Origin of the sequence: Streptosporangium carneum, from assembly GCF_027922005.1 — a bacterium.
In the GTDB taxonomy this organism is placed as follows: Bacteria; Actinomycetota; Actinomycetes; order Streptosporangiales; family Streptosporangiaceae; genus Streptosporangium; species Streptosporangium carneum.
The window spans coordinates 38,640-53,658 of the sequence record NZ_BSEV01000030.1 but is presented as its reverse complement, the minus strand read 5'-3'; the positions used below and the strand labels follow the sequence as shown (position 1 = coordinate 53,658).

Here is a 15,019-nt window from a genome sequence, read left to right as displayed (position 1 = left end):
ACTGACCTGACGCCGCGTGCCGACGACGTCCCACGGCCGCCGTCGGCGTGTTCACGAGGCTTGTCCCATGGAGTTCTTCACGCACTCGGTGGTGCCGATGACGCTGATGCCGACAGGTGAGTCCGACACCCCCGCACTGATCCCTCCGACGCCGCCGCGCCCCACGCCGGCGACGTTGTCCATGGTGTGGTCGATCGTCCGGCCCCGCTTCCTGAGTACGGCGACGACCTGCTGAAACATCTCCCCGGAAGTCAGCGTCTTGTCTTTGGCACAGCCATGAACGGTGAGGTCGCTTTCGACACTGGAGCGGTCGGTTCCGGCAGGCCCGCCACAGGGGGTGTCCTTGCTCTGCACGACGACTTGGGGATTGGCGTCGGGCATGAGGGCCTGAATGATGGCTTTTGCCTCGTTGATGAGATTCTGGTGGGACTGTTCTGGGGTCATGGTGCCCGACTGCTCCGGGGTGGCCTGGTGGGTTTGCTCTGAAGACATGACATCCGATGTGCTCGCGCAGGCGGTGAGGAATGTGACCAGGAAGAATGCGATGAGAACGCGGTGGACCCGGGTTGCAGTGATCACTTCTGGTTGATTCCCCCTGTGGCTGCATATTTCCCGAGATCGGTTGCATTGAGAGCTTTTCCGATCATTTCTGTGACATCGCCGGGAGTGAAGACTCCCAGGGGGCAGGCCAAGTAAGCCGGAAAGGGCTGACAGGCCTGCTCACCCCCCGTCACCGGCCCGGAAGGACGTAAGCGATCGTCTGTGCCACCTGTCCGCCTCCATCACCGGTGGCGAGGCCTGGCCGGCCGGCCTGAACGTCACCGTCGCCGCGCTACTGGCCGCGCACAGCTGCAACGTCGGCTACGCCCCCGTCATCGGGGCTGCGGACGCCTTCGGCATCGCCGAGCGCGGTATGGCAACGCGAACCCGGCGAGCCAGAGCGGCGTCTATACCGTCGTGACGATCACCGCCGGTGATCGGTGAACTGAGGAGGCCGAGATGAACTATGCCGAGGACAGGGGAATGAACTATGTCGAGGAAAGGGGAGAGGACGGGCACCCGCTGTGCTCTCGGTGCGACGCGAGCAGGATGGTTCCGATCCTGTACGGGTACCCGACCTACAACGAAGAGCTGGAACAGGCTCTGCAGGCCGGGCTGTTCATTCTCGGCGGCTGCACGCCTTGCCCGGAAAGGTGGGTGTGCCTGGCGTGCCACACCAGATACCGCGAGCTGCCGGAGCCGTGCTGGCGGTGGGGGAAAATCATCCAGGGGGTTCCCATGGAGATCGGCATCCTGCGCGACGGCGAGCCCGCACGCGCGGTGGTGACCGTCCGCAGGCATGAGCCGTGGACGCTGGCCTTCCAGATTGACGAGATCGGTGTCATCGACTATTTCGACCAGCCACAGATCATCGCTCAGGGCGACGACTTGTTCGGGGCCCTTCAACAGCTGTGCCGGGCGGCGGCCCGGCTGAAGGTCCTCCTGCTGGTGAACGGGGCCCGCCGGGACGCCTATCGCTGCCAGGTCGACGGCCCGGACACCGAGCACCTCGTGTCCTTCCGCCAACCGGGCAGACCCGCCTCGCTCGCCGACACCGGCGCGATCTTCGATCCGGCCGACGCCTCGCTCATCGGCACCCCGGACGAGCAGGACCGTATCCACGCCGGCCGGTGACGAGGCAGGGCGGAGCCTCTCCTCGGCTCCGGGAGCTGGCTCGCCGCCGCGCGAGCCGGTGATCCTCCCAGCTCAGCCCCCGCTCACGGGTCCTTGCCGTGGGCATGGGGACAGGACACCCAGTCGCCGGGGCGCGCATGGCGAACACCGGTGTGCCCGCGGGAGGTTTCAGGTCCGCCGCGCTCAGGGACACCTGTGGACTCTTGGGGGCGGCGGCCTTGAGCCGGGCGAGTTCCCGCTGCTCGTGGGTGAGGGCCCGTTCGATCAGCAGCCGGTTGGCGGCGAAACGAACGGGGGTGGGAGCGCCGTCGAGACCGCCGACCGTTCCGGCCTGGTGCGCCGCCGGCCATGACCGTTCGTCGGCTTTCAATTTCTTGAAGAAGGCCCGCACGGCGGCTGCCCGCTTTTCGGGGCTGACGCCTTTCCCGTTGCCGACGACCGCTTTCAGGCCGGCGGTCAGGCGTTTTCCCTCCACCGGGGAGACCGTTCCGACGGCGGCGGTGAGACCGAAGGTCCTCAGTGCGCCGAACGGGTCTCCCCCTGTTCGGCGGCACGCGCGACACCGGCGCGGTTGAGCGGCTCGGAGGGGGTTTCCGTGGCCCAGCGCAGCACGGTCACCAGAGGGCCCGCCTCGCTTTGTCCGATGATCTGACCGGCGCGGGCGTAATACCGCTCCGCGAGTTGCCGTCGGTCGGTGAGAAGCTTGGCCAATCGCTCGAGCTCTTCCGGGGCGATCAGGCGCTCCGGTTCCATGATCAGAGAATCTGTCCTTGATCGGTTCCCTGTGAAAAGATTCACGGAACGCGGAGAGGCGGGGCGGGCGCCGGATTACGATGAGCTGATGTCCCGGGCGCGTGAGGCCGATGATCTCGCGGAGGCCGTTCAGGACGTTCTGAAGCCGGTCCATTCCATGATGAGGCCCATGCGGTGGAACGGTCCTCACCGTGACAAGGTGCAGGCGGAACTGGTCGCCATGACCCAGGCCGCAGAAAGGATCGCCGCGCGGTTGCGGGAGGAGGCCGAGACTCTTCGCAGGATGGCGGACGAGAGACGAGGGCTGGGACATCTACCGGAGCAGTTGGTGGGAGGCCTGGAGAACGACTTGCTCGGGCCTGCCAAAAAATGGCTTCCCGAGCCGTTCGCCTATTGACGTCGGAGACGGGTCCCCCTTCTGGGGGATGGCGAGATGACGTCGCCTGACGCCGGAAGCTGCCATGCTTTCTTCTGACTCTTTACGCTCGATGCTTAAATCATGCATGCGGGGTACTCATTCGGGTTATACCGGATGGCAAGCGATTTCTGTGGGTAGCGCAATGATTCCTGCGGGTAGCAGCCGGAGCCGTGGAGACATGAGTACGCCGCCGAAAAGGGGACACGACCCGTGATAAGCGTCCTGATCGCCGAGGACATGCACCTCGTTCGTGGAGCGATGGTCGCCCTGCTCTCCGCCGAGCACGACATCAAGGTGATCGAGGAGGTCGGCCACGGTGACGACGTGGTGCCCTCCTGCCTGCGCGCCAGACCCGACGTCGCGCTCATCGACATCGGGTTGCCCGGAACGGACGGCCTGGCCGCGGCCTCGGAGCTGAACCGTAAACTGCCCGCCTGCAAGGCTGTGATGCTGACCGGTCTCGCGACGCCGACGGCGCTGCGGCGCGCGCTGGACGCCGGAGCCCGTGGGTTCGTCGTCAAGGACGCCCCCGCGGGAGAGCTCGCCGAGTGCGTGCGCAGGGTGGCCGGCGGCGAGCGGGTCATCGACGTCGAGCTCGCCGTCGCCGCGCTCCACGCGAAGGAGAACCCCCTCACCGCGCGTGAGCTCGAGGTGCTCAAGGTCGCGGCCGAGGGGGAGCCGGTCAACGAGATCGCCAAACGGCTCTTCCTGTCGGGCGGCACGGTTCGCAACTACCTGTCGCGGATCCTCGCCAAGGTGGGCGCCAGGACCAGGGTCGAGGCGGTCACGATCGCCCAGGAGGCGGGCTGGCTCTGGCCGGAGGACGTCAGGAAGATCGGCCTGATCCGTTACCGCACGCGGGCCTGACCCCGGCACCGCTCGCTTTCGGGAACCGCACGCGGGATCGGGTTCCGGCTCCGCCCGTGCTCGGTCACCGCGCATGACTCCGGTCGCCGAGCCCGCCCGGTTCGGGGAGCACACGCGGGATCGGGTTCCGGCTCCGTCTGTGCTCGGTCACCGCGCGCGGCTCGGGTCGCCGAGCCCGCCCGGTTCGGGGACCGCGCGCGGCTCCGGCTTCCGATCCTGTCCGGGGTCGGGCAGGTGGTCGGCGAGCCCGGTGTGCCGGGCGAGGAAGGCCAGCATGTCGGCCGCCAGCCCCACCGAGCGGCTGACCGCCCTGGATCCGTGCCCGACGTCGCCCTCGTGGCGCAGCACGACGGGCCGGGAGCCCGAGGTCGCCCACTGCAGCGCCGCGCACATCTTGCGGGCGTGCAGCGGGTCGACGCGGGAGTCGCCGCCGAACGTGGCCAGCAGCGTCGCAGGGTAGTCGGCCCCGTCGACGACCCGGTGGTAGGGGGAGTAGCCCAGCAGCCAGCCCAACTGCTCGGGGTCGTCGGCCGAGCCGTACTCCGAGCGCCACGAGGGGCCCATTCCGAAACGCTCGTAACGGACCATGTCGAGCAGCGGGGCCGAGCAGACCGCGGCGGCGAACAGCTCGGGACGCTGGGTCAGCGCCGCGCCGACCAGCAGGCCGCCGTTCGACTCGCCGCAGGCGGCCAGCTGGTCGGCGGTGGTCCAGCCGTCCGCGATGAGGTGTTCCGCCGCGGCGGCGAAGTCGTCGAAGGCGTTCTGCTTGCGGTCGAGCATGCCCGCCCTGTGCCACTCGGCGCCCTCCTCACCGCCGCCCCGCAACTGGGCCAGCGCGAAGACCCCGCCCGCCTCGACCCAGGGCAGCACGTAACTGGAGTAGGACGGGACCAGTGGCCGCCCGAACCCGCCGTAGCCGTACAGGATCGTGGGCCGGGGTCCCTCGCCGGGACGGGCGAGTACGACCATCCGCACCGGAGTGCCGTCCGCCGAGGCGTAGACGAGCCGGTGGGTCTCCAGTTCGGGCACCTCCACGGCGCCCGGCGCGGCGGCCCAGAGCGAGGTGCGTCCCGTGCGCGTGTCGTAGCGGTGCACGCTGCCGGGGGTGACGCTGTCGGTGTAGGTGAACCACACCTCGGGGCCTCCCTCGGGGCGGGTGGACATCCGCCCCGTCGAGCCGAGGCCGGGCAGCGGGACCTCGCCGAGCCGCTCGCCGGTGGCCAGGTCGTGGAGGCTGATCTCGCTGGTCGCGTGCCTGGTCCAGCCGACCAGCAGCACCGGCCCGTCGGCGATCGCGAAGTCGCCGATCACCGCCTCGGGGTCGGGGCCGACCAGCTCCGTCCAGCCGTCCGGTTCGGGACGCTCGGGATCGGCGACGCACAGCCTGCCCCTGGGGGCGTCCACGGTGGTCAGCAGGTACAGACGGCCGTCAGGGCCGACGGCGGGCACCGTCACCGCGCCTGTCCCCCGCTGGATCACCCGCAGTGCGGGACGCTCGGGAGGCGAGGCGGACAGGTCGGCCAGCCAGAGGTCGTTGCCGCCCCCGGCCGCCGCCGAGATCGTCAGCCAGCGGCCGTCGGGGCTGACTCCCAGGCCGTAGGACCGCTCGTCCGGGAGGATCACGGCGTCGTCCTCGGCGGCTGTGCCGAGCCGGTGCAGGCAGACCCTGCGGTCCCGGACGTAGAAGAACGCCTTGCCGTCGGGCAGCCACGCCACCGGCGAGTAGCGGCAGCGGTCGATCGGCCCTTCGACGACCTCCCCCGAGCCGACGTCCATGACGTAGAGATGCGAGCGTTCGTCGCCGCTCCTGGACAGCTGGTAGGCCAGCAGGCGGCCCTCCGCGTCCGGCTGCCAGTGGTCGAGCGTGGTCAGGCCGCCGGGGTCGAGCGTTCCCGGGTCGACCAGGGCCCTGTCGGTCTCCCCGGGGGCGGTGGTGTAGAGGACGGGGTGTTCCTGCTCGGCCGTACGGCGCGTGAAGAACCGGCGGTCCCCGCGCCACAGCGGCGGGCCGGCCATCCCCACGCCGGTGAGCTCCGCCACCCTGGCATGCCATCCGTCGCGCCCGGCCAGCGTGGCGGCGTGGCCGCGCCACAGCTCGTCCTGGGCGGCGAGCCAGCTTCGCGTCCGCGGGCTCGCCGCGTCCTCGAGCCACCGGTAGGGGTCGGGCACGGCGCGGCCGTGGAGGTGGTCGACGACCGGCTCCCGCTCAGCGGGCGGATAGATCACGGCACCAGCTCCTGTGAGTCCGAGGGGTTCCAGAGGCCCGCCAGATCCGCGTACGGCGGGCACGAGGCGAGCAGCTCCTCATGCCTTCCCAGCTGGACGCTGGCGCCGTCCATGACGAGGATCCGCCGCGCCCGCGTCGCCGAGGTCAGCCGGTGGGCGACGACCAGCAGCGTGCCGTCCCTGCGGGCGAAGGCCTCCTCCGCGAGGGCCTCGGCGGCAGGGTCCAGGTGGCACGTCGCCTCGTCGAGGATCACCAGCCGGGCGGGGGTCAGGTAGGCGCGGGCCAGGGCGACCAGCTGCCGCTCGCCGGGTGACAGCAGTCCCGCGTGGATCTCGGCGGAGTAGCCGCCGAGCCGCGCGACCAGGGAGGTCAGGCCGAGCGCCGTCACCGCGTCCTCCACGGCGGGTTTCGGAGCCGCGGCCAGGTATGTCAGGTTCTCCATGAGCGTGCCCCTGAAGACGTACGCCTCCTGGGGGATCAGCACCCGGCTCGCCTGGTCGACCCGCTCCGCGGGGACGCCGCCGACCGTGACCCGCCCGGAGTCCGGGCGCAGGAGACCGGTGACGAGTGCGGCCAGTGTGGACTTGCCGATGCCGCTGGGCCCGACCACCGCGACGTGGTCGCCGTCGGGCACCGACAGGTCGAGGTCTGAGATCACCGCTTCCGCGTGCGGCCCGTAGGCGAACGTCACGCCGCGCAGTTCGACCGCGGCGTCGCGGGGCACGCTCCGCGCGGTCACGGGACGGGGTGGCTCGCCGGACCGCAGGACGCGTTCGAGCGTCACCCGCAGCCGTACCCCGCTCATCCCCAGCCCCTGCACGAGGTTGCCCAGCGCGGGGGCCAGCGACTGCGTGACGTAGACCAGGGCGCCGAGGATGACCCCGGCCCCCGCCCCGTGCCGTACCAGCCAGGGGGCGCCCGCCAGGATCAGCAGCACGGGCAGCCAGCCGCCGACCGCGAGTGACGCCGTGCGCATCGCGGTCACCCGGGCGAGCGAACGGCCCGCCCGCGCCTGCCGCGCCACCTGGCGGCCGACGTCGGCGGCCACCCGGTCGCCCGCCCGGCACGCGGCGATGTCGCGCAGGCCGCCCGCCATGGCGGCCAGCGCCCCGGCGGTGCGTTCGTCGGCGACGATGAAGTCCCGCTGCCGCCTGGCCAGCGCGGGCAGTGACAGCAGGAACAGGCACAGGCCGACGACGAACGGCGGCAGGACGAGCACGAGCACCTGGGGCATGAGGGTGGTCAGGCCGAGCACGACGCTCACCACGGTGAAGGCGAAGGACCTCACCACCGTGATGACCGAGGCGAGGGCGTCGCGGGCGAGCTCGACCTGGAGGTTCGACCGCGCGACCGCCGCGGCGCCGGGTCCGTGCCCGGCGGCGGCCGAACGGCGCAGCGTGCCGTCGACGACGTGGTCGAGGAGCTCCTCGCGGAACGGCTCCACGATCGAGCCGACGGCGACCACCACCTGGCGCGCGCCGACCGCGGCCGTCAGCCAGGCGCCGCCGAGGAGGGCAAGCCAGGCGAAGCCGAGCCCGGGCCTGCCCGCTGCGAAGCCCTCGTCGATCGCCCGCGCGACGGCCAGGCCGACCACGAGCGCGGGCGCGGTCTCCGCGACGGACCAGGCGCCGAGCCTGAGCAGCAGGCGAGGATCCCGCAGGAGCGCGGCGCGGACGGCACGGTACGGCCCAGCCTGGCCCGGCGCGGCGGCGTGACGGCGATCCCTCATGAGGCGCCCGCTCCGAGCGGAGACGAGAGGCTCTCGTCCAGAGGCGGGAGACCCGCCCGGTCATGGCCGGAGACCTGGAAGACGGCACGGTAGCCGGGATCCCGCCACAGTGTCGTGTGCGTGTCGTAGGCGCGCACCCGCCCGCCGTCCAGCCAGATCACCCGGTCGGCCGCCGCCGCGGTCGCGACCCTGTGCGCCACGATCAGGCGGGTGCGGCCGCCGAGCTCACCCGCCAGCGCCCTGCTGACCCGGTGTTCGGTGACGGTGTCCAGGCTGGAGGTGGCGTCGTCGAGGACGAGCAGGCGCCGCCCGTGCGCGAAGGCCCTCGCCAGGCCGATCCGCTGCCTCTCCCCGCCGGACATGGGCGCCTCTTCGAGCGGCGTGCCGTACCCCAGGGGGAGCCTGCGGACGAAGTCGTCGGCGCAGGCGGCGCGGGCGGCCGCGCGCACCGTGATCTCCATGGCCTCCGTGGGATCGCCGAGTCCCAGGCCGACGGCGTCGGCGACCGTTTCGCCGATCAGGACGGGGCGTTCGAAGGCGTAGCCGACGGCTTCGCCCAGCGCCTCCGAGGACAGCTCAGGCAACGGAACGCCGTCGAGGGACACCTGCCCGGCGTCGGGGTCGACCAGGCGGCCCGCGAGGGCGGCGAGCAGGGACTTGCCCGCGCCGGAACGGCCGACGACCGCCACCGAGGACCCGCCGGGGACGACCAGGTCGATCCCGGTCAGGACGCCCGCGGTGACGCCGCGCAGCTCCAGGGCGCCGGGGCCGGCGGGCAGCGGCAGGGCGCCGTACGCCGTCTGCGGCTCCTCCGCCAGCTCGACGAGGCGGCCCGCGGCGGCCCGCGCCCTGCCCAGACGGCTGACGTGGCCGAGGGCGGCGCCCAGGCCCGCGCCGAGCACGACGTAGCGGGCGGCGGCGTACAGCTCTCCGGCGGACAGGTCGCCCGCGGCCAGCCGCAGGCCGCCCACCCCCAGCACGGCCACCTCGAGCAGCGGCACCACGGCGCCCGCCCGCACGCCCGCCCGCGCGTTGGCCCGCCACATCTCCATGGCGTGCAGGCGCAGCCGGGGGAGGGCGGTCAGCACCCGCGCCCGCTCCCGGTCCTCCGTGCCCGCCGCCGCGATCGTGCGGGCGCCCGCGAGCGCGTCGACCAGGCGGGTGGCGATGTCGCCCTGGGCGCTCTGGTAGTCACCGGCGATCGAGGTGGTCGTGCGAAGGAAGGCGCGCAGCACGAGCCCGATGAGCGTGAGACCCGCCAGCAGCGTCAACGCCAGCCAGGGGTCGATGAGGACGAGCGCCACGACGCCGCCCGCGGTGGGGATGACCAGCGTCGCCCCGGTGACGATCGACTCGGGGCCGCGCCCGACCTCCTCGGCGTTGACGCCCAGCCGGGTGACGAGCTCCCCTTCGGGGAAGCGGCGGGTCATCGCGGGGCCGACCCCGAGGACGTGCCGCAGGAGCCGCAGACGCAGCCACTGGGTGGCCCGCGCGCCGCCGCTTCCCGAGGCCCAGACGCCGAAGACCTCGCAGGCCGCGATGAGGAGCACGACGGCCGCGCAGGTTCCGAGCCAGACCGGGCTCGCCGAGTCGGCCGCGACGAGGCTGTCGACCGTCCTGCCCAGGACGAACGGGAGCGCCAGTTCCATCAGTGCGCCCGCGACGGAGGTGAACGCCAGCACGTACAGCCATGGACCGCTGTGTCGTATGGTCCGCTTCACCAGCCGATCCGCTGCCCGCACCGTTCCTCCTTCGCAGCCGGGTCCTCGTCGAGAGGTCTTTCGCAGAACGGGCGATGCCCGGGACGGCTGCCGTCGCCGGCCGTCCCGGGCATCCGCTTCACTAGTGGCAGAGCACCAGGCTGAGGTTGCTCGGCGTGTGGGACTCGCAGCCGAGGACGGTCAGGGTGCTGCCACCGCCGCCGCCGTGGCCGCCGCCGCCGGGGGTCTCCAGGGTCTGCAGGTCGAGAAGAACCATGGTGTTACTCCACTTCTAGGAAAAAGGGGCACTGCCGGTGACGTGCTTGGTGGAAACGCGAGCCGCTCAGTGGCAGAGCACCAGGCTGAGGTTGCTCGGGGTGTGGGACTCGCAGCCGAGGACGGTCAGGGTGCTGCCACCGCCGCCGCCGTGGCCGCCGCCGCCGGGGGTCTCCAGGGTCTGCAGGTCGAGAAGAACCATGGTGTTGCTCCACTTCTGGTGAGCTGGAAGGACTAGTGGCAAAGAACGAGGCTGAGCGCGCTCGGGGTGTGGGATTCGCAGCCGAGAACGGTGAGCGTGCTGCCACCGCCGCCGCCGTGGCCGCCGCCGGTCGGGGCTTCCAGGCTCTGCAGGTCGAGAAGTACCATGTGTCTACACCTCCTTCGATGGCTCGTGGGAGTGAAGCCGCTCGGCGGGTTCAAGCACAGGCGGTGCCTTGGTCAGGGAGCCTGTGCCGCCGGGCGGCCCGGTGAAGGGGAGGAACACCGGCTGGTCGTGCAGCACGGTGCTCATCGCGAACAGGACTCCGGCCGTGCCGGTCGCGAAGTCCATGGAGAGCCGCAGCAACTGGTCGCCGGGGAAGGCCAGGCCGCCGCCGTACGGCAGCGCGTGCCAGCCGAGCCCGTGCAGTTGCGCGGCCAGGTCGATGTCGACGCCGGGGGCGTCGTGTGCCGAGGCCCGTTCCGCGCCGAGGGCCAGGATCATGCCGCCCCGGCCGGTGAACAGGCCGGGCTGGACGTAGAACCCTCCCCGGGTGACGAGCCCGCAGCCCTTCAGCGCGTCGCGGAAGCCCTCGTCGTCGCGGTGGGCCAGGTAGCGGGAGAGCGCCAGGGCGATGCCGACGGAACCCTCGTCGAGGTAGGGCAGGATGCGCCAGCCCTGGGTGACCTGGAGCGAGCCGTCCTCGTTCCGGGTGCAGCGCCGCAGGTCCTGTCTGAGGGCGACGGCCGCGCTGTCGAGCAGTGAGGTGTCACCGGTCCGCTCGTAGGCGTGGGTGAACAGCAGGGCGGGTCCCGCCGAGCCGTACATCAGCCCCGCCCTGGGGTTGGTCCCGCCGCTGATCTCCGGCACGTCGTCCGGGCCGCCGAGCCTGTCGGCGCAGATGCCGACGACCCGGTGCGCCAGCTCGGTGAGGCCGGGCTCACCCGCCCTCTCGCCCAGGTGGAACAGGTTCAGCCCGACGCCGGCGAGGCCGCCGAACAGGCCCAGTTCCAGCGACTCCCACCGCTCCCGCAGGCACCGTGCCACGACGTCGAGCGCGTCTTGGCGGTGCCCGAGCTCCTCCAGCACGTGGGCCACGCCGTGCAGCCCGTCGTAGAAGCCGATGCCCGTCCCCGGCGCGGGGTCCAGCGCCCTGCGGCGCAGCCACTCCTCGTGCTCGGGGAAGCGGCCCGCCCCCGCGCGTTCGAGCGCGTAGAGCACGCCCGCCGCGCCGTGGGCGAAGTTGACGCCCCCGCCGGGGCGGAACTGGGCCACGTCGCCGGGGAAGAGGCGGTCCTCGCGTTCCGGGGTCGCGCTCGCCAGGATCGCCCTGGCCGTCGCCTCCCTGACCTCCGGCCAGCCGTCGCGTCCTGGCCGGGGAATCCGGGGGGCCGCCACCGGCTGCGTCCCCACGATGGTCCGGACCGCCTCCTCCACCACCTCGGGCGGCACGGGGAAGGTCTCGGTGACGAGCTCGGCCAGCTGGAGGATCTTGGCGCGGTCGAGCGGGAGCATGATGGTGAGCTGAGGGGCGAACAGCCCGAAGCACAGGCACGCCAGGGCGTAGACGTCGATGTCGACGCCGTGCCGGTCGCGTGGTGCTCCGAAGGCGGGGTGCCCCAGGGCGGCGCGGGCCCGGTCCTCCGCGAGGGTCGCGACCTCGTAGTCGATGAGGACGAGGCGTCCGTCGCCGGTGACGAGGATGTTGTTCGGGTGCAGGTCGCCGAAGACCACGCCGCGTTCGTGCAGGGACTCCACCGCCCGCCGGACCTTCGGGAGCGTGTCGAGCACCCACGAGGTGTACGCGGCGCGGGTCTCCTCGTCGTGGTCCGCCCTGGTCAGGGGGTACTTCTGGACGAGGAGCCGCTGCAGGGGGTTGCCGTCGACGAACTCCTGCACCAGGAAGTGGTGGTCGCCGAGTGTGAAGTAGTCGATCAGCGCGGGCACCGCGTCGAGCCCGGCCAGCCGCTCCAGCATGTCGCGCTCGTGCGCCAGCCGCGCCACGGCGTCGCGCCCCGCGGCGTCGAGTCCGGCGTGCGGGCGGGCCTCCTTCAGCACCACGCGGTCGCCGGTGCGCAGATCGCGCCCGAGATAGACGCCCCCGCCGTTGGAGAACTGCATCACGCTCTCGACCTGGTACGGCAGCCCGTTCGTCGTGACCGCGTTGCGGGCCGCGAGGTGAGGTTCGAGGAAGGCGGGCAGCGTCACCCACGAGGGCACGGTGAAGGCGGGCTCCCGCACGTCGGGGACGAGCCGCCCGTCGCCGTCCTCGACGGCCAGCACCAGCTCGCCGCTCGTGCTCAGGCAGTGCCGCGGCACGAAGCCGCCGTACCGCACGAACAGCGGGCCCTCGCCGTAGCGGAGGTCGCTGAGGACGTAGGGTCCCCTGACGCCTCGCAGCAGCCCGTCGAGCTCCTTGAGGGTGAGTTCGAGCTGACTGTCGTCCACAGGGTAGATCGTCACGAGCTTGCCGCTCGAGCCGCGGGGGGCGGCCTTGGAGTTCAGCATGGACATGACCGGCAGGCTGCGCAGGAACTTGAACGCGATGCCCCGCGGCACGCAGTAGTCCCACACGACGTCGAGGGCGCGCTCGGCGTCCTCGACGCACGCGGACACGTGGATCTTCCATCCCTGCGCGGGCGTCCTGCCGCCGGCCGGCGCGTAGTGCATCCAGGTGTCGCTCGCCTGGTGCCTCCAGCCCTCCGGGACCTCCCGGGTCGCCTGGGGGAAATCGGGGTGCTCGCCCCGGCGGCCGTCAAGGGTGTCGTAGAAGAGCCGATCCGCGAGGCAATAAAGCTCATACTGGTCATTCACGGCAATCTCCCTGCTGTCTTCCAGAAGAGAGAATTACGGATAACCCGAGAAATGACTAGTTACAAACTCCACTAGTCACGCATGCGAAACTCACAGGTTTAATCGTGAACTCGTGTGTCACCTGGGGATTCGCGGCGTAAGTGAAAGTTATTCAGAAAACTTTCGCGGCACCTCGGCGATCAGTCTGAACCAGCCGTCGTCGCCTGTCGAGGCCCGTACCGTGCCGCTGAGCCCGGCCACGCGGTGCCGCAGGTTGTCCAGGCCGTCGCCGGGGGAGTGGGGCGGTTCCCGGCGGGAGGCGCCGTCGTTGGCGACGGCCAGCCGCAGCAGACCCTCCTGCTCGGTCAGCTCGATCACGCACCTGCTGACGGCGCTGTGCCGCAGCATGTTCGTGACGCCCTCGCGGATCACGGTTCCCAGCGCCGCGCTGACGTTCCTGGGCAGCCTTGAACACTCGACCCGGACCGTGCAGTCGATCCCGAAGCTCGCCAGGAGGGCCTCGGCCCGCGTGCTCTCCCCCTGGAAGGACAGCTGCCTGTTGCCCTTCGAGACGTGGCGCACGGCGTGCGCGGCGTGCCGGACGGCCTGCAGGGCCTCGCCCAGCTCGCCGCGCAGCCTGGCGTCGCCGGCCGCGCGCCGGTAGGCCAGTTCACTCTTGATCGACGCCAGCCAGAGCCAGTGCCCCACGATGTCGTGGACGTCGCGCGCCAGCTCCTCCTGGGCCAGGGTGACGGCTCTGTCCCGTTCGGCGCGCAGCCGTCTGATCCGAAGCGCCAGGGCGGCGGTGACGCCCAGCGAGACCAGCAGGATCCCGGCCGCGATCGCCACGACGACGTACAGTTGGTGCGGCATCGGCCAGCTCTCAATGGATGAGCGCATACATGGCAATAAAGTCAAAAAAACGTTTAATTGTCAATGAATAAGAACAATGCTCGGCAGTAGTCGGCCGTCGAAGAATGACGCCGAGTCGTTATGTGTTATGGGGCCCATAACACGGGCCTGTGGGGCGTTTAATCAGTATGGAACAGTCAAGTTTTCCGCTGCCGATTCCCCGCGGCGTGAACGCGCCCGGCGCGCTCAGCGCAGGCGCAGCAGCGGCAGCGGGCTCAACAGGTAGGCGCCGCAGACCAGGGCGACGCCCGCGACCAGCAGGAAGAAGAAGATCCAGAACCCGGCGGGCAGGAAGGTCAGCCGGGCGAGCTGGTCGGCGTCCGAGTCGGGGGTGTGGCCGTGGCGGCGCTTGCGCCGCAGCTCCAGGATCGGCCTGACCCCGCCGAACAGCAGGAACCACACGGCGAGGTAGGCCAGGACCGCGTCCATGTCGGGTGCGGAGTACCAGGTGAAGGCGAAGATCGCCCCACCGGTCGCCAGCAGGCTCACCACGCCGAACAGGTTGCGGATCAGCAGCAGCATGCAGAGGAGCAGCCCGATCATGATCGTGATCAGCACGGTCACGTAACCGGCCGAGGTCAGCCACGCTCCGCCGAGCCCCAGCAGGGACGGGGCGACGTATCCGGCCGCGGCGGTCAGGATCATCCCCGGCCCCGTCGGCCTGCCCCTGGTCAGGGTGACGCCCGAGGTGTCCGAGTGCAGCCGGATGCCCTGCAGCTTGCGCCGGGTGAGCAACGCCATCAGGGCGTGCCCGCCCTCGTGCGCGATCGTGATCAGACCTCGTGACAACTGCCACGAGGTCGACCACACCACCACGGCCAGAGCGGCCAGCGCGGACAGCAGCACGACCCACATGGGCGGCCCCTCCTGGGCTCTGGTCAGAGCCACCCAGACCTCGGACAACAGTCATTTCTCCTTTACGACGTCGGAGCAAAGCGTCCCATGACATCCGGTGTGCTGGCGATAAAGTCGCGAAACGCGGAACATGGTTCCGGAAAAGACCGGTGAGCCCGCCCCCCGCCAGGGGGAGGCCCGGGCCGGGATCCGGGGGAGGTCGGGACGGGCGGGGAGTCGGCGGCGGCCCGCCTCGGCGAACGCGGGGCCGACTTCGCACGCCGTACCCCGGGATGTCTTCCGTCGGCCACCTTTTACCCCGACCCTGGAGTCATCGGCCATGTGCGGGGCGCGCTCGACAGGGGGCGCGCCCTCCAGGCCTGCCACGGTCGGGTGACTTCGACCCCGAGCTGAAGGAGATCGGCGACATGCGCGGACCGTCGGCGAACCCTGGCGTTCCCGTCGTGCTCCACGCCGATCCGACCCCCGCGCCGCGCCGGCGCGCCGAGCCCGCGCCGGACACCGGGCAGGGAGGGCGTCACCCCAGGTCAGCCCTGGCGCACCGGGACGGCGTCAGCCGCCTGCCCGATCTCGCCGCCGATTACACTCAGTCGTCGGAACATCCGTGATCGGG

General features: G+C 71.2%; 14 protein-coding genes. 3 read left to right on the top strand and 11 right to left on the bottom strand.

Annotation, left to right across the window (positions count from 1 at the left end; translation table 11 throughout):
- Positions 1-51: 51 nt before the first annotated feature.
- Positions 52-579: a hypothetical protein gene (locus tag PKF00_RS37590; protein ID WP_271222505.1), complete on the bottom strand. Its 528-nt coding sequence runs from the start codon at positions 577-579 to the stop codon at positions 52-54.
- A 510-nt stretch (positions 580-1,089) separates the two neighbouring features.
- Between PKF00_RS37590 and PKF00_RS37585 the strand changes: the two genes are divergently transcribed.
- Positions 1,090-1,674, top strand: coding sequence for a hypothetical protein (locus PKF00_RS37585; protein WP_271222504.1), 585 nt, complete (start codon positions 1,090-1,092; stop codon positions 1,672-1,674).
- Between the two features lie 516 nt (positions 1,675-2,190).
- Here the strand turns inward: PKF00_RS37585 and PKF00_RS37580 are convergent.
- Positions 2,191-2,427, bottom strand: a complete 237-nt coding sequence (locus tag PKF00_RS37580; RefSeq protein ID WP_271222503.1) for a hypothetical protein — start codon at positions 2,425-2,427, stop codon at positions 2,191-2,193.
- A gap of 169 nt (positions 2,428-2,596) precedes the next feature.
- Between PKF00_RS37580 and PKF00_RS37575 the strand changes: the two genes are divergently transcribed.
- A complete protein-coding gene (locus PKF00_RS37575) occupies positions 2,597-2,824 on the top strand; it encodes a hypothetical protein (RefSeq protein WP_271222502.1) in 228 nt (75 codons plus the stop codon).
- Between the two features lie 231 nt (positions 2,825-3,055).
- The gene (locus PKF00_RS37570) at positions 3,056-3,712 is read left to right on the top strand and encodes a response regulator transcription factor (protein WP_271222501.1); all 657 of its coding nucleotides are present in this window, start codon (positions 3,056-3,058) and stop codon (positions 3,710-3,712) included.
- 147 nt (positions 3,713-3,859) lie between these two features.
- Here PKF00_RS37570 and PKF00_RS37565 read toward each other — a convergent pair whose 3' ends face one another.
- The 9 genes from PKF00_RS37565 to PKF00_RS37525 form a co-directional block, all read right to left on the bottom strand.
- Positions 3,860-5,938 (bottom strand): prolyl oligopeptidase family serine peptidase, encoded by a 2,079-nt coding sequence (locus PKF00_RS37565; protein WP_271222500.1) that lies wholly within the window; start codon positions 5,936-5,938, stop codon positions 3,860-3,862.
- A complete protein-coding gene (locus PKF00_RS37560; RefSeq protein WP_271222499.1) occupies positions 5,935-7,668 on the bottom strand; it encodes an ATP-binding cassette domain-containing protein in 1,734 nt (577 codons plus the stop codon). Before PKF00_RS37560 ends, PKF00_RS37565 begins: the two co-directional genes overlap by 4 nt.
- The gene (locus tag PKF00_RS37555) at positions 7,665-9,410 is read right to left on the bottom strand and encodes an ABC transporter ATP-binding protein (protein ID WP_271222498.1); all 1,746 of its coding nucleotides are present in this window, start codon (positions 9,408-9,410) and stop codon (positions 7,665-7,667) included. Before PKF00_RS37555 ends, PKF00_RS37560 begins: the two co-directional genes overlap by 4 nt.
- Positions 9,411-9,510: 100 nt before the next feature.
- Positions 9,511-9,645: a SapB/AmfS family lanthipeptide gene (locus PKF00_RS37550; protein ID WP_271222497.1), complete on the bottom strand. Its 135-nt coding sequence runs from the start codon at positions 9,643-9,645 to the stop codon at positions 9,511-9,513.
- Between the two features lie 66 nt (positions 9,646-9,711).
- Entirely contained in the window at positions 9,712-9,846 is a 135-nt protein-coding gene (locus PKF00_RS37545; RefSeq protein WP_271222497.1) for a SapB/AmfS family lanthipeptide, read from the bottom strand.
- Between the two features lie 32 nt (positions 9,847-9,878).
- Positions 9,879-10,013, bottom strand: coding sequence for a SapB/AmfS family lanthipeptide (locus PKF00_RS37540; protein WP_271222496.1), 135 nt, complete (start codon positions 10,011-10,013; stop codon positions 9,879-9,881).
- A gap of 4 nt (positions 10,014-10,017) precedes the next feature.
- Positions 10,018-12,660 (bottom strand): class III lanthionine synthetase LanKC, encoded by a 2,643-nt coding sequence (lanKC, locus tag PKF00_RS37535; protein ID WP_271222495.1) that lies wholly within the window; start codon positions 12,658-12,660, stop codon positions 10,018-10,020.
- 147 nt (positions 12,661-12,807) lie between these two features.
- Entirely contained in the window at positions 12,808-13,539 is a 732-nt protein-coding gene (locus tag PKF00_RS37530; RefSeq protein WP_271222494.1) for a sensor histidine kinase, read from the bottom strand.
- A gap of 198 nt (positions 13,540-13,737) precedes the next feature.
- Complete coding sequence (locus PKF00_RS37525; protein WP_271222493.1) at positions 13,738-14,454, bottom strand: M50 family metallopeptidase; 717 nt, start codon at positions 14,452-14,454, stop codon at positions 13,738-13,740.
- Positions 14,455-15,019 lie beyond the last annotated feature (565 nt).